Annotated in this window: 16 protein-coding genes; 9 read left to right on the top strand and 7 right to left on the bottom strand. The window is 45.2% G+C overall.

All coding sequences use genetic code 11. The annotated features are described in order from the left end of the window. From BCT11_RS00685 to BCT11_RS00665, 5 genes are all read right to left on the bottom strand, one after another. The coding region (locus BCT11_RS00685) for a hypothetical protein (RefSeq protein WP_102386850.1) at positions 1–569 on the bottom strand (569 nt) is incomplete at its 3' end. Between the two features lie 137 nt (positions 570–706). Next, the gene (locus BCT11_RS00680; RefSeq protein ID WP_042606304.1) at positions 707–1639 is read right to left on the bottom strand and encodes a LysR family transcriptional regulator; all 933 of its coding nucleotides are present in this window, start codon (positions 1637–1639) and stop codon (positions 707–709) included. 9 nt (positions 1640–1648) lie between these two features. After that, entirely contained in the window at positions 1649–2425 is a 777-nt protein-coding gene (gene ppk2, locus BCT11_RS00675; protein WP_042606303.1) for a polyphosphate kinase 2, read from the bottom strand. Positions 2426–2491: 66 nt separating this feature from the next. Further along, a complete protein-coding gene (locus BCT11_RS00670) occupies positions 2492–3235 on the bottom strand; it encodes a copper homeostasis protein CutC (protein ID WP_042606302.1) in 744 nt (247 codons plus the stop codon). Positions 3236–3509: 274 nt separating this feature from the next. Continuing rightward, a complete protein-coding gene (locus BCT11_RS00665; RefSeq protein WP_005424820.1) occupies positions 3510–4118 on the bottom strand; it encodes a peroxiredoxin C in 609 nt (202 codons plus the stop codon). A gap of 199 nt (positions 4119–4317) precedes the next feature. Here BCT11_RS00665 and BCT11_RS00660 point away from each other — a divergent pair, with 199 nt between their 5' ends. The 3 genes from BCT11_RS00660 (at position 4318) to aceA (ending at position 8939) form a co-directional block, all read left to right on the top strand. Next, the gene (locus tag BCT11_RS00660; RefSeq protein ID WP_005424789.1) at positions 4318–5223 is read left to right on the top strand and encodes a hydrogen peroxide-inducible genes activator; all 906 of its coding nucleotides are present in this window, start codon (positions 4318–4320) and stop codon (positions 5221–5223) included. 606 nt (positions 5224–5829) lie between these two features. Then, positions 5830–7458, top strand: a complete 1629-nt coding sequence (gene aceB / locus BCT11_RS00655; protein WP_198593891.1) for a malate synthase A — start codon at positions 5830–5832, stop codon at positions 7456–7458. Between the two features lie 167 nt (positions 7459–7625). Then, on the top strand, positions 7626–8939 hold the full coding sequence (gene aceA / locus BCT11_RS00650) for an isocitrate lyase (protein ID WP_038878398.1): 1314 nt from the start codon (positions 7626–7628) through the stop codon (positions 8937–8939). Between the two features lie 108 nt (positions 8940–9047). On the opposite strand, the gene BCT11_RS00645 is transcribed toward aceA, so the two are convergent. Next, positions 9048–9494, bottom strand: a complete 447-nt coding sequence (locus BCT11_RS00645) for a CBS domain-containing protein (RefSeq protein WP_095760575.1) — start codon at positions 9492–9494, stop codon at positions 9048–9050. Between the two features lie 234 nt (positions 9495–9728). Next, positions 9729–9950, bottom strand: coding sequence for a hypothetical protein (locus tag BCT11_RS00640; protein WP_038869560.1), 222 nt, complete (start codon positions 9948–9950; stop codon positions 9729–9731). Between the two features lie 260 nt (positions 9951–10210). Between BCT11_RS00640 and BCT11_RS00635 the strand changes: the two genes are divergently transcribed. The 6 genes from BCT11_RS00635 (at position 10211) to secF (ending at position 17337) form a co-directional block, all read left to right on the top strand. After that, complete coding sequence (locus tag BCT11_RS00635) at positions 10211–11377, top strand: trypsin-like serine protease (protein ID WP_102386848.1); 1167 nt, start codon at positions 10211–10213, stop codon at positions 11375–11377. Positions 11378–11610: 233 nt separating this feature from the next. Then, positions 11611–12663: a tRNA preQ1(34) S-adenosylmethionine ribosyltransferase-isomerase QueA gene (queA, locus tag BCT11_RS00630; protein ID WP_038869562.1), complete on the top strand. Its 1053-nt coding sequence runs from the start codon at positions 11611–11613 to the stop codon at positions 12661–12663. Between the two features lie 205 nt (positions 12664–12868). Beyond that, positions 12869–14002: a tRNA guanosine(34) transglycosylase Tgt gene (tgt, locus tag BCT11_RS00625; RefSeq protein WP_039977015.1), complete on the top strand. Its 1134-nt coding sequence runs from the start codon at positions 12869–12871 to the stop codon at positions 14000–14002. Between the two features lie 165 nt (positions 14003–14167). Further along, positions 14168–14497, top strand: coding sequence for a preprotein translocase subunit YajC (gene yajC, locus BCT11_RS00620; RefSeq protein WP_010446143.1), 330 nt, complete (start codon positions 14168–14170; stop codon positions 14495–14497). Positions 14498–14518: 21 nt separating this feature from the next. Further along, positions 14519–16375: a protein translocase subunit SecD gene (secD, locus tag BCT11_RS00615; RefSeq protein WP_080869712.1), complete on the top strand. Its 1857-nt coding sequence runs from the start codon at positions 14519–14521 to the stop codon at positions 16373–16375. Between the two features lie 14 nt (positions 16376–16389). After that, the gene (secF, locus tag BCT11_RS00610) at positions 16390–17337 is read left to right on the top strand and encodes a protein translocase subunit SecF (protein WP_038869569.1); all 948 of its coding nucleotides are present in this window, start codon (positions 16390–16392) and stop codon (positions 17335–17337) included. The last annotated feature ends 125 nt before the right edge of the window (positions 17338–17462 follow it).

Genomic DNA, 17462 nt, shown 5'->3' with positions numbered 1-17462 from the left:
TATCCCGAGTTCAGGTTAACTTGGTCTGTTAGACCGTAAGCACCGCCAACCGCGACCGCTTCTTTGCTACCTGAGAAGCCAACACCTGCACCGATAGCCAGTTCACCACTTGTCGCGTAAGGTCGAGCATTAGTGACAGCGTGTAAGCTTGCTCGGATTCCGTCCATTTGTTCTGCTTGCTGGTTTAAGCGGTAATCATATTCTGCCGCGAGCCCTTCCAAGTGAGTCAATCGTTCATCGGTGGTATCGCGTTCAATAGGTTGCTCTGGAGAACCTGGTTGAGGTCGATTGGGTGGGTTAGAGTCTTCAATTGGGTGAACAGGCTGCTCTTCAATTGGATTAGTTGGAAGTTGTGGTTTTGGTCGCTCAGGTACACCTGGAATACCATTGTCTGGCTCAGGAAGTGTTGGATGCTCTGGTGCAGCCTCAATCGGTGGAGCAATGGGTAGCTCTTCTATTGGATTAATTGGCACTTGTGGACTTGGGCGATCTGGGATAACAGCTGCAATTGAGCTGAAAGATGCAAGAAGGGTGTAAGCAGCGGTAAGCTTTACAATTTTTTTAGACATGTCTGAACTCTCAATAAGTAAACGAGGGACAGCATCCTTACTGTAAGCAATCGCTTTTTGTTATTTCCCTTAAAGCAGGGCTATCTTATTGAGAAGTATGATTTATGACTAAATGGCTATCATTATCTCGGTGATAATCAAATCTTATCAGCCTGTAACTTTAGGCCTTGTTGAATAAGCTCTGTTAACCATTTTACTAAAGGGTTATTCCGGTTTCGGACGTGCATGTGGCAATGTACAGACTTCATTTGTGGTTGACCATCAATCGTGACGTCAACGGCTCTTAATCCCGGAAATTGCTCAACCGGAAGTAAATTGGAGTGAGGTAAATACATGTCGGTGTGTTTGACGACATCAAGTATTGCAGAGACCATTTCTGAGCGAAATCCAATGCTGTGTTCAACGCCCATTTCGGTTAGAAGTTCAGATGCATAGCTAAATTTGTCGTTCCACCCTGGAGAAATTAAAGAAGCAATTGGGTAACCGCCAAGATCATGTGGTTCAACATGAGGTTTGGTGATTGGGTGATCTTCGCGGACAAAAATACGCCCTTTCAAATCCAGTAGCTTCGGCGTGTAGATCTCTTTGTTGGTTAGAAGTAATTCGTAGTTTACGCCCATCAGGGTTTCACCCTTTAAGATCTCATCCACAGTACTGTTTGACCAACCGACCAGTTCAAGTTGGGCGTTAGGAGCTAATATTCTAATTTGTTCGAAGAGGAAACCGGGCAAGCAAGTCATTGTAATTGGCGCAAGCGCAATACGTATTTTGTTGTCCACTTCGATAGGATCAAACTGATGGGAGCGATTAACTGCGGCAGCTAAACCATCGAGGTGCGGCGTAATATCGTTGGCGAGAGATTCGGCGAAAGGTGTCGGTTCAAGACCTGTTTTTACTTTCACAAACAGTTCGTCATCAAAGTGATGACGCAGTTTTTGTAATGCTTGGCTGATTGCTGGCTGCGAGACCAATAGACGTTGTGACGCTTTACGCATGTTTCGCTCTTGCATCAAAATCATAAAGGTTTTGAGTAAGTTCAGATCAAGGGTATGAAACAAGTCTTTCGCCATGGTGTCTCTCTAGTATTTATCAGGGACAAAGGTTTGATCGTCGATAGGGGCACGAACATAACCTTCTTTACTCAGCTCTGGTAATTCGATAACGGGATGCTCAAGTTCTTCGTACTCGACTTGGCTGAGTAAATGACTGATACAGTTCAGCCGAGCTTTCTTTTTATCATCAGAAGGGACCACCCACCAAGGACAGTTTTTCGTGTCTGTGTAGGCAAACATCTTATCTTTTGCTTCTGAATATTCTGCCCAGCGGTTACGTGATTCCAAATCCATCGGGCTGAACTTCCAACGTTTGATAGGGGTATTGATACGTTCTAAGAAACGCTTTTCTTGCTCTTCATCGGAGACTGAAAACCAGTACTTAATTAAGATGATGCCAGAGCGTTGCAACATGCGCTCGAATTCAGGGCAGGAACGAAGGAATTCCTCATATTGGTCGGGAGTACAAAAGCCCATGACTTTCTCTACACCGGCACGGTTGTACCAACTGCGGTCAAACAACACGATTTCTCCGGCAGCAGGCAGGTGTGCCACATAGCGCTGGAAGTACCATTGTGTTTTTTCTTTTTCTGTTGGGGCGGGAAGGGCTGCGATACGGCAGACTCGAGGGTTGAGTTTTTCAGTGATGCGTTTGATGGTGCCACCTTTGCCAGCGGCGTCGCGCCCTTCAAACAGTACCACGACTTTAAGCCCTTTGTGTTTGACCCACTCTTGGAGCTTAACTAATTCAATTTGCAGATGTTCTAGTGCTTCTTCGTATTCCTTTTTCTTCAGTTTCGTCATGTTTCCTCCCGTCCTTATTTATCAATATGTTAGCACTCAATAACCAAAGACGGGATTTGAAAGCGCTTAATTGAGAGCTGTTACCATGTTCGCGATAGCTTCAGTGTTAGTGACTGGAATCGAAAAGTCATTCACATCGGCAGCGCCCATTTTGCTTTGCTCGGCCATAAAGGTCATGTGACTAGGGCGAGTTGTCTTGCCAGATAAATGCACTTCGGTGACTTTGGCTTGCTCCACGATCTGGCCTACATTGTCTGCATTCACACCGGCGCCCGCCATGATCGCAATGCGTCCCTGCGCTTGCTCAACCAAAGCTCTGAGCACATCGATCCCTTGTGGTGCTGAAGGCGCAAGTCCCGAAGTCAAAATGCGTTCACAGCCTAAGCTGATCACTTCTTCTAACGCTTTTTCAGCATCGCGACACTGGTCAAAGGCACGGTGGAAAGTCACGCCTAAGCCAAGCGCTTGAGCAAATTCACACAGTGCCGTTGCGTACGGCATATGAATGTCGCCGTCTTGAGTGAGCACGCCGAGCACGACACCATTCAAGCCTGCTTGTTTAGCGGCTTCAATATCCCAACACATCATTTCGATTTCTTCCTCACTGTAGAAGAAGTCGCCTTGGCGAGGGCGAATCATCGCGTAAACCGGAATAGTAGAGCATTTAGCGGCTTGCTGCATAAAGCCATAGCTTGGGGTTAAGCCACCCAAAGCAAGTGAAGAGCAGAGCTCGATGCGGGTTGCACCACCAGCAATCGCGTTGTGGAGAGATTCAATGTTATCAATACAGACTTCAAGTTGAGTGTTCACGAGGTTGTCCTGAATTATTGTAATTACAGCAAATACTAGCAGGACGAAAAGGGATAATCTGTACTGAGACCGAGGGAAATAGAGGTAAACTTTTTGCGTGATGCTTGCCTCTTTTGCTTTTCCAAAGCGCAGATAAAAAGAAAGCCCAGAGCGAACTCTGGGCTTTTTTATGACTTTACTTAGACTGATTGGCGTTTGCGGTTTTCCCGCTATAGCTTTTGCTTTATATATACATCCAACCAACACGCCCATTGAGCTTGGGCGGCAGTGTCTATTACTTGCTTAGGTCGTCTGCGTGCTCAGATAGGAACGCTGCAACACCTTTTGGAGATGCGTCCATACCTGCTTTACCTTCTTCCCATTGTGCAGGACATACTTCGCCGTGCTTCTGGTGGAAGTTAAGAGCATCAACCATGCGTAGCATTTCGTCGATGTTACGACCTAGAGGTAGATCGTTAACTACTTGGTGACGTACAAGACCGTCTTCGTCGATTAGGAAAGAACCACGGAAAGCAACGCCTGCTTCTGGGTGCTCTACATCGTACGCTTTACAGATTTCGTGCTTAACGTCAGCAACTAGAGGGTATTTAACTTGACCGATACCGCCATCTTCGATAGCAGTGTTACGCCATGCGTTATGAGAGAACTGAGAATCGATAGAAACACCGATTACTTCAACACCTTTAGCTTGGAAATCAGCTAGACGGTTGTCGAATGCGATTAGTTCAGATGGGCAAACGAACGTGAAATCTAGTGGGTAGAAGAATACTACTGCTTTCTTACCTTTAGTGAATTCTGCAAAGTTGAAGTTTTCAACGATTTCACCGTTACCTAGAACAGCTGCTGCAGTAAAGTCAGGGGCTTGACGACCTACTAGTACCATTTTTTTGCTCCTAAAAATTTTGTTTGCTCCAAACCTACATTCAGTTATTTAGGTTTGGTCCGTGTTTGTGCGAGACAAACTATAGTACAGATTGTAGTATTGAAAAAAGCGAAATAAATAGATTGAGTTCATCGAAAAAAGCGATAACACCAAAACTATTATCTCGATCACTGGAACAGCAATAGATACAAATAGAATTATGAATAAATGGCCTAGCTTGAAGCAGTTACACTATTTGGTCACTCTGCACGAAACTCGACATTTTAGTGATGCTGCTGAGCGTTGTTTTGTCAGTCAATCCACCTTAAGTAAAGGCATCCAAAACCTTGAAGAGTTGATTGGTTGTCCACTTTACGAAAAGAAAGATAAAAAAAGCCCATTAGTCTTCACTCAAGCTGGTGAAATGGTGGTGCAGCAAGGTCGAGAATTGCTCGCCAAAGGGCAAGATCTTGTTGAACTGGGTCGCTTATGCCAAGGCGATGATATGGAAGGGCAGCTTAAAGTCGGTTGTATTCCGACCATAGCACCTTTCTTATTGTGCGATCTTGTTCAAGAGGTGAACTACCGCTTCCCGCAATTAAATCTTCTATTAAGAGAAGACACCACGACTAACTTGCTGCAAGCGCTTCGCCACGGTGAGTTGGACGTATTGATTCTGGCTCTGCCTGTAGAGATAGAAGGAATGGAAAGTCGTGTAGTCGGTCAAGATCCATTTCGCATGGTGATCAGCGCCAATCAAGCGGATTCTGTTCCTGTACCGATCCGTTATGCAGACTTGCCAGATGAATCCGTCTTCTTATTAGAGAAAGAGCACTGTCTTACAGAGCACGCGGTTTCAGCATGTAAGCTAACGGACAAAGAGAAGATCAACCCATTCACCGCAACCAGTCTTCATACATTGGTGCAAATGGTGGCGAATGGTCTGGGCACCACGTTTATCCCGCAAATGGCGATTGATCATGGTTTGCTACACAACCAGAACTTAGTGGTGATCGACCCTCCAGGTCAGCAAGCGTATCGCGATATTGGTTTGGTTTGGCGTCCAAGCTCGTCACGATCAAACACTTTCAATCAATTGGCAGAAGTCGTTTCTGAACTGCTTTAGCGATTAGTATTAGCCTGCTACTCCCGATCTAATATCAAAAAGCGCACTAGAAATAGTGCGCTTTTTAGCATTTTATTCTGTGCGTGAACTTTGACTTGTAAAATTTTACAGATGAACTTTCATGAAGCTTTCATAAAATAGTGAAATTTCACAATGTTAATTTTACACAACTGCCTGTGTAACGCGTTTAAGTCGTGTTTAATTTCCTCTTCCTAGCCCTTGTGAATACAAGGATTTTTCTCGTGCCTCACTATTCATACGCTTGTTTGAATTCAAAAATAACCTGTAAAATTAATGTAATTTAATTACGTAATAGCTTACAAATTGGACTCAAAAATCAAACACTTGTTTGATACCGAATAAAACTTTGAATTTAACGTTTTGTTTACTTGAGGGGTTTCGCTTAAACCTTTGTTGGGTTAGCTTAATTAAAGGCTTGTAAGACTTATGTCTAGATTGAAAAAGTAACTTAGGTTGCGCAAGGTATAGACACAACGAAGCGAAGTGAACACCAAATCGAAGGATGTAATTTGTTGTTCATAACTTACAAATGTAGCTTTAGGCTGACTGCCCAAGATGGATAAAGCACGTTAAGGATGAATGATTATGCTTGCTCAGACAGAACAAAAAACACAACAACTAAAGCAAACCCAAGGCATGCTTGAGGTGAATGGAGTCGTTGCTCCTGAACATCAAGCAATTTTCCCTGTTGAAGCCCAAACCTTTTTATCTCTACTGTGTGAAAAATTTGCCGGACGTGTTGAACAGTTGCTGGAAGCACGAGAAGAGAAGCAAGCACGCATCGACGCTGGTGAGCTGCCAGACTTTCTACCAGAGACACAAGACATTCGTGAAGGAAGCTGGAAGATCCTTGGAATCCCGCAAGATCTGCAAGATCGCCGAGTGGAGATTACAGGACCGACTGATCGCAAGATGGTGATTAACGCACTGAATGCGAATGTAAAAGTGTTCATGGCAGACTTCGAAGATTCGATGTCTCCGGCGTGGAGTAAAGTTCTGGATGGTCAAATTAACTTGCGCGATGCTGTTAATGGCACCATCAGTTACACCAATCCTGACAATGGCAAGCACTATCAGCTGGCAGAAGACCCAGCGGTGTTGATCTGCCGTGTTCGCGGACTGCATCTAAAAGAAAAACACGTAACGTGGCACGGTCAGATCATTCCAGGTGCGCTATTCGATTTCGCTCTGTACTTCTACAACAACTATAAAGCGCTACTGAAAAAGGGAAGCGGTCCTTACTTCTACATTCCGAAACTGCAATCGCATCATGAAGCGAAGTGGTGGAGCGAAGTGTTCCATTTCACCGAAGAGTATTTCGGTTTGGATACTGGCACTATCAAAGCGACTGTGCTGACTGAAACCTTACCAGCCGTATTCGAAATGGATGAGATTCTGTTCTCACTGAAAGAACACATCGTCGGTTTGAATTGTGGTCGCTGGGATTACATCTTTAGCTACATTAAGACACTGAAAAACCACCCAGATCGCGTACTACCAGATCGCCAAGTGGTGACCATGGATAAGCCATTCCTCAACGCTTACTCAAGATTGTTGGTGCGTACTTGTCATAAACGTGGCGCATTTGCGATGGGCGGCATGGCAGCCTTTATTCCGGCTAAAGACCCACAAGAAAACCAAAAAGTACTGGATAAGATCCACAACGATAAATCGCTAGAAGCTAACAACGGTCACGACGGAACTTGGGTTGCTCACCCGGGGTTGGCAGACACCGCAATGGAAGTGTTCAGTGCCACGCTGGGGCAGCGCACCAACCAATTGGATGTGAACCGCTCAGAAGACGCACCAATAACCGCCGCAGAGCTGCTTGAACCGTGCGAAGGTGAACGTTCAGAAGAGGGCATGCGCCATAACATCCGCGTTGCGCTGCAATACATCGAAGCTTGGATCTCTGGCAACGGTTGTGTGCCGATTTACGGACTGATGGAAGACGCAGCAACGGCTGAAATCTCCCGTGCTTCTATCTGGCAATGGATTCAACACGGTAAGTCGCTCGACAACGGATTGAAGGTCACTAAAGAGCTGTTCGAACTCTACCTGAAAGAAGAGATTGAAGTCGTGAAACAAGAAATTGGCGAGCAGCGCTACCAAGCTGGTCGATTTGAAGAAGCGGCAGATTTGATGGCTAAGCTCACCACAAGCGATGAACTGACCAACTTTTTAACCATTCCAGGTTATGACTACTTGGATTAACCCAAAGATTTTAAACACTCAATTTATCTAACTAATACATGTTTATTTAACTAATACGTGTTTGTTTAACGACTACGTGAAAGATTCGAGGCAGATAAGGATGTACTGCCTGAGAACGGAAAACTCAACGCACATGCACAAGTGCACATTATAAGAGGGATAGACCAATGACTAACTTAACTCGCCGCCAACAAATTGAAGCTCTGGAAAAAGATTGGGCAACCAACCCACGCTGGAAAAACGTAAAACGCACCTACACTGCGGAAGAAGTAGTAACACTGCGTGGTTCTATGGTACCTGCGAACACGATTGCACAACGTGGTGCTGACAAACTTTGGTCACTGGTCAACGGTAGCTCAAAGAAAGGCTATGTTAACTGCCTTGGTGCACTAACGGGTGGTCAAGCCGTACAGCAAGCGAAAGCAGGTATCGAAGCGATTTACCTATCTGGCTGGCAGGTAGCGGCAGATAATAATACTGCGTCTACGATGTACCCAGACCAATCTCTGTATCCAGTAGATTCTGTTCCTTCGGTCGTTAAACGCATCAATAATTCGTTCCGTCGTGCAGACCAAATTCAATGGACTGCAGGTAAATCGCCAGAAGATGAAGGCGGCATTGATTACTTCCTACCAATCGTCGCGGATGCAGAAGCAGGCTTTGGTGGTGTACTTAACGCTTACGAGCTAATGAAATCGATGATCGACGCAGGTGCGGCAGGTGTTCACTTTGAAGACCAATTAGCATCAGTGAAAAAATGTGGTCACATGGGCGGTAAAGTATTGGTTCCAACTCAAGAAGCGGTGCAAAAACTGGTAGCAGCTCGCCTAGCCGCGGATGTTGCTGGCACAACAACACTGGTTATTGCGCGTACCGATGCAAACGCAGCCGACTTGCTAACGTCTGATTGCGACCCATATGATAAAGACTTTATTCAAGGAGAGCGCACTCCAGAAGGTTTCTACCGTGTTCGTGCGGGTATCGACCAAGCTATCTCTCGTGGCCTAGCTTACGCACCATATGCGGATCTAATCTGGTGTGAGACGGCAACGCCATGTTTAGAAGAAGCTCGTAAGTTTGCAGAAGCGATTCATGCCGAGTACCCAGACCAACTATTGGCATACAACTGTTCGCCTTCATTCAACTGGGAGAAAAACCTAGATGCAGAAACCATTGCTAAGTTCCAACAAGAACTGGCGAATATGGGCTACAAGTACCAGTTCATCACGCTAGCAGGTATTCACAACATGTGGTTCAACATGTTCGAACTGGCACACGCTTACGCACAAGGCGAAGGCATGCGTCATTACGTTGAGAAAGTTCAGCGTCCTGAGTTTGAAGCGGCAGAAAAGGGCTATACGTTCGTAGCGCACCAGCAAGAGGTAGGTACGGGATACTTTGACAGAATGACCAATACTATCCAAGGCGGGCAATCTTCAGTGACAGCACTGACAGGGTCTACCGAAGAAGACCAATTCTAACAAGCATAGAGTCTATAATTACTACGTTAGTAATGACATCCTGAGCGGCGAATTAGCCGCTCTTTTTTTGCTTTTTATTTGTTATGAGTGCAATAAGCTCTGCTCAAACTATTCTGTTTCTAGCTCTTCAGGTTCAACTTCTTCCTGAAGCTCTAGTAGGTTGATTGCGATGGAAACAAAGTCTGTGTCGGTGATAATTCCGACTAAGTGACCTTTAGTTACCACAGGCAAACAGCCTACTTTGTGTTTTTGCATATAGATAGCACTTTGCTTTAATCCAGCTCTTGGTTCTGCTGTCATGATGTTGGTGTGCATCATTTCATAAAGCGGGGTGTCGAGGGTAAAAGATTGTTCAGCCTCATCTGGGTGTAAACAGGATTCTTGTGCAGCAAGAATATCGCGTTGAGTCACCAAGCCTTGTAAGTGTTTATTGGCATCAACAACCGGAATATGTCGAATATCAAGCGCTTCCATCATGCTTTTTGCGTCACGTAATGTGTGCTCACGCAGCAAGGTATGAGGGTTGCGAGTCATCATGTCTTCAACCTTGATCATAGAGACCTCCAGCGGCATTGTCCTTCCTTTAAATATAGAGAATATTTTTCCGTATATCTGGGAGCTGCCTCGTTTTTCACTAATAAAATAAAACGATTAGATGGAGATCAATCAGAGGTGAGAATGTACTGGAGTTTTCCATAATTCCAGCTACTCATTTGGGGCGATGTTAGGATGTAAGCGCTATCATAAATAACCAAAGCTAAGGCGTTTAAACCTTAACTTTGGTTACTCTTAACGTTGCTTAAAATGCACACAGATAAGACCATAAGCTTTCGCGTCCACACATCGGCCGATATAGCTTTTATTAGGAAGGTTGACCGCACATAAACGAGGGACCTGCTTTAAGTCACATGCTTGTTGCATTGCGGTGATCTTCTGGTGGTTAGAGTTTGCGAGTGTACCGGAAGAAAACACGAGTACGGCGGCACTTAACGCCATAGTTAACATCTTCATACTTACCTCAATCAATGTTCAAAGAGCAAATGCTCACCTTCACTATAGTTCAAAGAAATTACTACTGATTGGTTTGTTAATTATTGCTGTTTACCGTTGAAAAACTCAATGCGAGTCAGTTTGCATTTTTCACTGATAAGGTATGTGGTCAGAATGTAATCTAATGAGTTGAATCGCACATTTTTACTTGCTTGATTTTCCAAGATAAGCCTGTGGAAGAAGATACGCTCAGGCTTACCAGATTGAAGATTACAACCTAAATGAAACGAACGAAATGCAACAAGCTCATTGCTTTGGCAGTGGCGGCATTCAGTGTGCAATCCGCTCAAGCGATTGTGTTAGGAGATGAGCAAACCGACCCGGTTGATCGTGTGACTTTACGCGCAAGTAACATGGCAGAGTTTCCGCTGTGTGGCGGTACCATGCTGACGGAACAATGGGTATTAACTGCGGCACACTGTGTGGTGATGGGGCAGGGAACCAACGAAGCGAGCTATTATGTGACCCCTCCGGGTGAACTGTCCGTGAATGCCAATGTGTATGATCTAAATACTGCAGGGCTTGATAACTTCTATCCAGTTTCACATGTGGTAGTGCATCCGGATTACACGCGTATATCTAAAGCGGATATCGACAGTAGCGGCAACGTCAAACCCATCCAAACGGGTTTAGATTCTGATATTGCATTGTTGTATCTCACTCGTCCGGTCGCGAATGCAAGATCTGCGGACTTAGCAAACAAAACTGAGATGGAGAATATTGAAGCGCGTCTGGCTGCAGATTGGAACGACAATTATCTAACCAATCAGCGTGTGGAAAACGTGCAAGTATTTGGTTGGGGAACTACTCAACCTGATGCGTCTGAATCCTCAGATACACTTAAAGCCACCATTAGCACCTTTTTACCCATCGACAAATGTTATGAGCGTTTAGAAATTGGCAGCAGCTTTCCGGGCATCATTGATTCACGTGAGAATTTAACCAAAATATGTACTTTGCCAACTCGGAATGAAGTGCTGGACTCAGAGAGTAATACCCAATATGGCAATTCTGCATGTAAAGGTGACAGTGGTGGTCCACTCATCGATGTCGCAACGGGGAAGCAGATCGGTATTGTAAGCGGTGCTCCTCTTATTCTTCCGACATGTGGTTCACTTACTATCCCAAGTTTCTACACCAAAGTGAGCCAATATCATGATTGGGTACAGTCTTACATTACCGCTGACGCCCCCCCAAACAGTTACATCATTGAACCCAACTTTATTAAAGAGGCCAATGATGACAATGGGGGAGAAGAAGAGTGTCACGATGGTATTGCGACCAACAACTGTGATTTTAGAGGCTCTGAAGACGATGGTGGTAGCTTAGGAATTTGGTGGCTGAGTGTTTTAGCCTCATTTACATGGTTGCGCCGACGTAAAGTATAAAATCAGGCCGCAATAGATAGAAAAGATAAGCAGCGAACTCCGCTGCTTTTTTGTTGCTGCTAATCCTGAGACTTTCACGTTTTATTACACTCTTAATGAAAGGTTTTACAGTCAATCTAAGGGGATTTGCTTGCTATTGCAGCATGTAAACATATACTAGTCTGCTGCGAAAAACTCGTCGCAATTTTATCGTCGTTTTCGACGTGATTTGACCAATATATAAGACAAGTAACATGCAAGTATCAGATTTCCATTTCGACCTTCCAGATGAACTTATCGCCCGCTACCCTCAACCAGAGCGTACCGCTAGCCGACTGCTGCAAATGGATGGCAATACTGGCGAACTTATTGATGGCACATTTACTGATGTGTTGGACCAAGTTCAAGCTGGTGATCTAGTGGTTTTCAATAATACTCGCGTTATCCCTGCGCGTATGTTTGGGCGAAAAGAGTCTGGCGGCAAACTAGAAGTGTTGGTAGAGCGTATGTTGGACGAAAAGAGCATTCTGGCTCACGTTCGTTGTTCAAAATCACCAAAGCCAGGTTCGACTATTATTGTTGGCGAGAACGATGAATATTCAGCGCAAATGGTTGCTCGCCATGATGCTCTTTTTGAACTGAAGTTTGAGTCTGATAAGACGGTTTTAGACATTCTGGAAGAAATTGGTCACATGCCACTTCCTCCTTACATCGACCGCCCAGATGAAGACGCAGATAAAGAGCGTTACCAAACGGTTTACAACCAAAAGCCAGGTGCGGTTGCAGCACCAACGGCAGGCCTTCATTTTGATGATGTTCTGCTTGAGAAGATCAAGGCGAAAGGCGCTGAGTTTGCTTACGTAACACTTCATGTTGGTGCCGGTACGTTCCAACCAGTGAAAGTGGACGACATTAACGATCATCACATGCACGCTGAATACGTTGAAGTACCGCAAGATGTTGTTGATGCGATTAATGCAGCTAAAGCACGCGGTGGCCGAATCGTTGCCGTAGGTACTACGTCAGTTCGTTCGCTTGAAAGTGCAGCGCAAGACGCACTGAAGAAAGGCACGGAATTGGTACCATTCTTTGGTGATACTGAAATCTTTATCTACCCTGGTTACGAGTACCAGCTGGTGGATTGTTTGATCACCAATTTCCACTTGCCTGAGTCAACATTGATTATGTTGGTCAGTGCATTCGCAGGTTACGAGAACACCATGAATGCTTACAAGCACGCTGTGGATAACCAATACCGTTTCTTCTCGTACGGTGATTCAATGTTTATTAAGAAGAAAACGGCATAATGTTTTAACCCCTCCCTAGCCCTTCCCTTTTAAAAGGGGGGAGGTTAAGAGGGGGAGAAAGCTAATGATTTACGGGTGCTAGCAGTACGCTAGGAAACAGAGTAGAACTTCTGCTTTGTCTCTCGCAAGGAAGGCGACCGCTCCTTAAAGTGGGGAACACCCCAAGATACATAGTCAGACTGTTTCTCTGACACTCGGAGGCATCGTGAAATTATCATTCGATCTTAAAAAGAAAAACGGCAATGCGCGTCGTGGTCAATTGACCTTCGAACGTGGCACTGTTCAAACTCCAGCATTCATGCCAGTAGGTACTTACGGTACGGTTAAAGGCATGACTCCGGAAGAAGTAAAAGGCACTGGTGCAGAAATTCTGCTAGGTAACACGTTCCACCTATGGCTACGTCCTGGTCAAGAAGTGATGAAAATGCACGGTGACCTGCACGATTTCATGAACTGGCACGGTCCTATTCTTACTGACTCAGGCGGTTTCCAAGTATTCAGCCTTGGTAAAATGCGTAAGATCACCGAAAAAGGCGTTCACTTCCGCAGCCCTGTAAACGGCGACAAGATTTTCATGGACGCTGAAAAGTCGATGGAAATCCAAAAAGACCTAGGTTCTGACATCGTCATGATCTTCGACGAGTGTACGCCATACCCAGCGACACACAACGAAGCGAAAAAATCGATGGAAATGTCACTACGTTGGGCACAACGCTCACGTGACCACTTCGATAAGCTAGAAAACCCGAACAACCTATTTGGTATTGTTCAAGGTGGTGTTTACGAAGACCTACGTGACGTATCGGTTAAAGGTCTAACTGAAATCGGTTTTGATGGTTACGCAGTTGGTGGTCTTGCAGTAGGCGAACCGAAAGAAGACATGCACCGTATCCTTGAGCACACGTGTCCACAGCTTCCAGAAGATAAGCCTCGTTACCTAATGGGCGTAGGTAAGCCGGAAGATTTGGTTGAAGGTGTTCGTCGCGGTATCGACATGTTTGACTGTGTAATGCCAACGCGTAATGCACGAAACGGTCACCTATTTGTGACTGGTGGTGTGATCAAGATCCGTAATGCGAAACATAAAACGGATACAACTCCGCTAGATCCGCACTGTGACTGTTACACTTGTCAAAACTACAGCAAGTCGTACCTTCACCACCTAGAGCGTTGTAATGAAATTCTAGGCGCGCGTTTGAATACTATCCATAACTTGCGCTACTACCAGCGCTTGATGGAAAGCATTCGCACGGCGATTGATGAAGACCGTTTCGATGAGTTTGTTCAAGAGTTTTACGCTCGTCGTGACCGTGAAGTGCCACCACTAAGCAAAGCATAAAAGAATTAAAGTCTTTGGCATGTCGCCAGAGGCTTTTGCTAATAAAGTAGGCTAACGTACGTTATTTTTGAGAAGGTGATCTCTATTACTCACTCTTAGACTTGAATCTAAATTACGAAAGCCCAACTTGTTGGATTATCAATAAAATATAATGAGGATGTTTTAATGTTTATTTCTCAAGCTCATGCAGCAGCAGAAGGCGCTCCAGCTGGCGGCGGTTTTGAAATGCTAATCATGCTAGGCATGTTCGCGGTGATCTTCTACTTCATGATCTACCGTCCACAATCTAAGCGTGTAAAAGAGCACAAAAACCTGATGTCTTCCATGGGCAAAGGCGATGAAGTGCTAACAAGCGGTGGTCTAGTGGGTAAAATCACGAAAATCGCTGAAGACAATGACTACATTTCAATTGAGCTTAACGCAAACAATGAAGTTGTAATCAAGAAAGACTTCGTAACTGCAGTGCTACCAAAAGGTACGCTGAAGTCTCTATAAAACAGCTAAAGGATCCTCGCTGTGCTAAACCGTTACCCATTATGGAAGTACTTGATGGTATTTTTTGCCATCATCACCGCTGCGTTGTACGCACTTCCAAATATCTACGGTGAAGATCCGGCTATTCAAGTTACAGGGGCACGTGGTGCCTCTGTAGATATGTCAACGCTGGATGCTGTCACCAAAGCTCTTGATAAAGAGCATCTCTCTCATAAATCCATTGCTCTCGAGAATGGATCAATCCTTGTTCGTTTCAATGACACTGACACTCAAATCAGTGCCCGCGATATCATCAGTGAAGCGCTTGGCAAAGATAAAATTGTTGCACTCAACCTTGCTCCAGCTACGCCAGATTGGCTAGAAGCAATTGGTGCGTCACCACTTAAGCTAGGTCTTGACCTACGAGGTGGTGTTCACTTCTTGATGGAAGTGGATATGGACGCGGCGATGGAAAAGCTGGTTGGTCAACAAGAAGAAGCTTTCCGTAGTGAACTTCGTGAAGCTAAGATTCGCTACCGCGCAATCCGTCCTTCTGGTAAAGAAGGCGTGGAAGTATTGCTACGTAATGAAGAGCAACTAGCTGAAGCGAAAGCTACGTTAGAAAAGAATCACCCAGACATGAATTTTGTCGATTCTGATTCTAATGGTCGTTACGCGTTGATTGCCACCTTTACCGAGCAACGTTTACAAGAAATACGTAACTACGCAGTAGAACAAAACATCACGATTCTTCGTAACCGTGTAAATGAACTTGGTGTTGCTGAGCCATTGGTTCAACGTCAAGGTGCTAGCCGCATCGTAGTTGAATTGCCTGGTGTTCAAGACACCGCTCGAGCAAAAGAAATCCTAGGTGCTACGGCAACACTAGAATTCCGCGAAGTCGACGACAAAGCTGACCTTTCTGCTGCGGCAAACGGTCGAGCACCAGCTGGTAGCGAGATTAAGCAAGATCGCGATGGCCGTCCTGTTGTTCTGAAGAAACGCGTAATTCTCGGTGGCCAAAGCATCACAGATGCAAGTTCAAGTGTTGATGAATACGGTCGTCCTCAGGTTAACATCTCGCTAGACAGCGAAGGTGGTAACAAGATGTCTGCGTTCTCTAAAAAGAACATCGGTAAGCTAATGGCAACCGTGTTTGCAGAGTACAAAGATAGTGGTCGTCGTACGCCAGAAGGTCGTGTGATTCTGGATAAACATGAAGAAGTGATCAACCAAGCAACGATTCAGTCTGCGCTTGGCCGTAACTTCCGTATTACCGGTATCGACTCTGCTGCTGAAGCTCACAACCTAGCACTTCTACTTCGTGCTGGTGCTCTAATTGCGCCTATCTCAATCGTTGAAGAACGAACCATCGGTCCATCAATGGGTCAGCAAAACATCGATATGGGTATTCAAGCGTGTATCTGGGGTATGGTAGCTGTAATGCTATTTACGCTGCTTTACTACCGTGGCTTTGGTCTGATTGCCAATATTGCATTGATGGCGAACTTGGTTTTGATCATTGGTGTTATGTCGATGATTCCGGGGGCGACAATGACGCTGCCGGGTATTGCCGGTATCGTATTGACGGTCGGCATGGCAGTCGATGCCAACGTACTGATATTTGAGCGTATCCGTGAAGAACTTCGAGATGGGCGTAGTCCACAACAAGCGATTCACCAAGGTTACGCAAACGCATTCAGTACCATCGCCGATGCGAACATCACAACGCTTATCACTGCAATCATTCTATTTGCAGTAGGTACAGGCGCGGTGAAAGGTTTCGCGGTAACACTATCTATCGGTATCTTAACTTCAATGTTCACCGCTATTGTGGGTACACGTTGTATCGTGAACCTGATTTACGGTGGCAAACGCGTTGATAAATTGTCGATCTAAGGCTGGGAATTAATATGTTTCAAATTCTAAAAGCAGAAAACACGATCGGCTTTATGCGTTGGTCGAAAGTCGCGTTCGTATTCTCTATTGTTATGATCGCAGCTTCTATCTTCACGCTATCAACCAAATGGTTGAACTGGGGCCTAGATTTTACTGGTGGTACGCTTATCGAGGTGGGCTTTGAACAACCTGCAAACCTTGAAGAGATTCGTTCAGCACTAGATTCAAAAGGCTTCGGCGATGCGACAGTACAAAACTTTGGTAGTGCTCGTGATGTAATGGTTCGTCTTCGTCCTCGTGACGATATGTCTGGTGAAACACTAGGTAACCAAATCATTGGTGCTATTAAAGAAGGTACGGGTGAAAGCGTAGAAATGCGTCGTATCGAGTTTGTAGGTCCAAATGTTGGTGATGAGCTGACGGAAGCGGGTGGTCTAGCGATTCTTGTATCGCTGATCTGTATCCTGATCTACGTATCAATGCGATTCGAATGGCGCCTAGCGGCTGGTGCGGTAATGGCACTGGCACACGATATCATTATCACGCTGGGTGTCTTCTCACTGATGCAAATTGAAGTGGACCTAACCATCGTAGCGGCGCTACTCACGGTAGTTGGTTACTCGCTCAACGATACCATCGTTGTATTCGACCGGATTCGTGAAAACTTCCGTAAGATGCGTAAGGGCGAACCTTCGGACATCATGGATGCGTCAATCACTCAAACATTGAGCCGTACATTGATTACGTCTGGTACGACATTGTTCGTAGTTATTGCACTGTTCATGCAAGGTGGTGCGATGATTCACGGCTTCGCAACCGCACTTCTACTAGGTATCACTGTAGGTACTTACTCTTCTATCTATGTAGCATCAGCACTAGCGCTAAAACTGGGTATCCAGAAAGAGCACTTGATGCCACCTCAAGTAGAAAAAGAAGGTGCAGAGTTCGACGAGATGCCATAAGGCAGGTTGAGAACCGAAAACAAAAACCGCTGAGCAATCAGCGGTTTTTTTATGTCTGAAGAAACTTGCTTAAGTGGCGTTTGAACTGGTTAGTGAATTTCAGAAATAAAAAATGTATGGTCCGC

The sequence above is a fragment of the Vibrio sp. 10N.222.52.B12 genome (assembly GCF_002875385.1).
GTDB lineage: Bacteria > Pseudomonadota > Gammaproteobacteria > Enterobacterales > Vibrionaceae > Vibrio > Vibrio jasicida.
The sequence above is the reverse complement of the archived record's forward strand: the minus strand, read 5'-3'. Positions and strand labels throughout refer to the sequence as shown.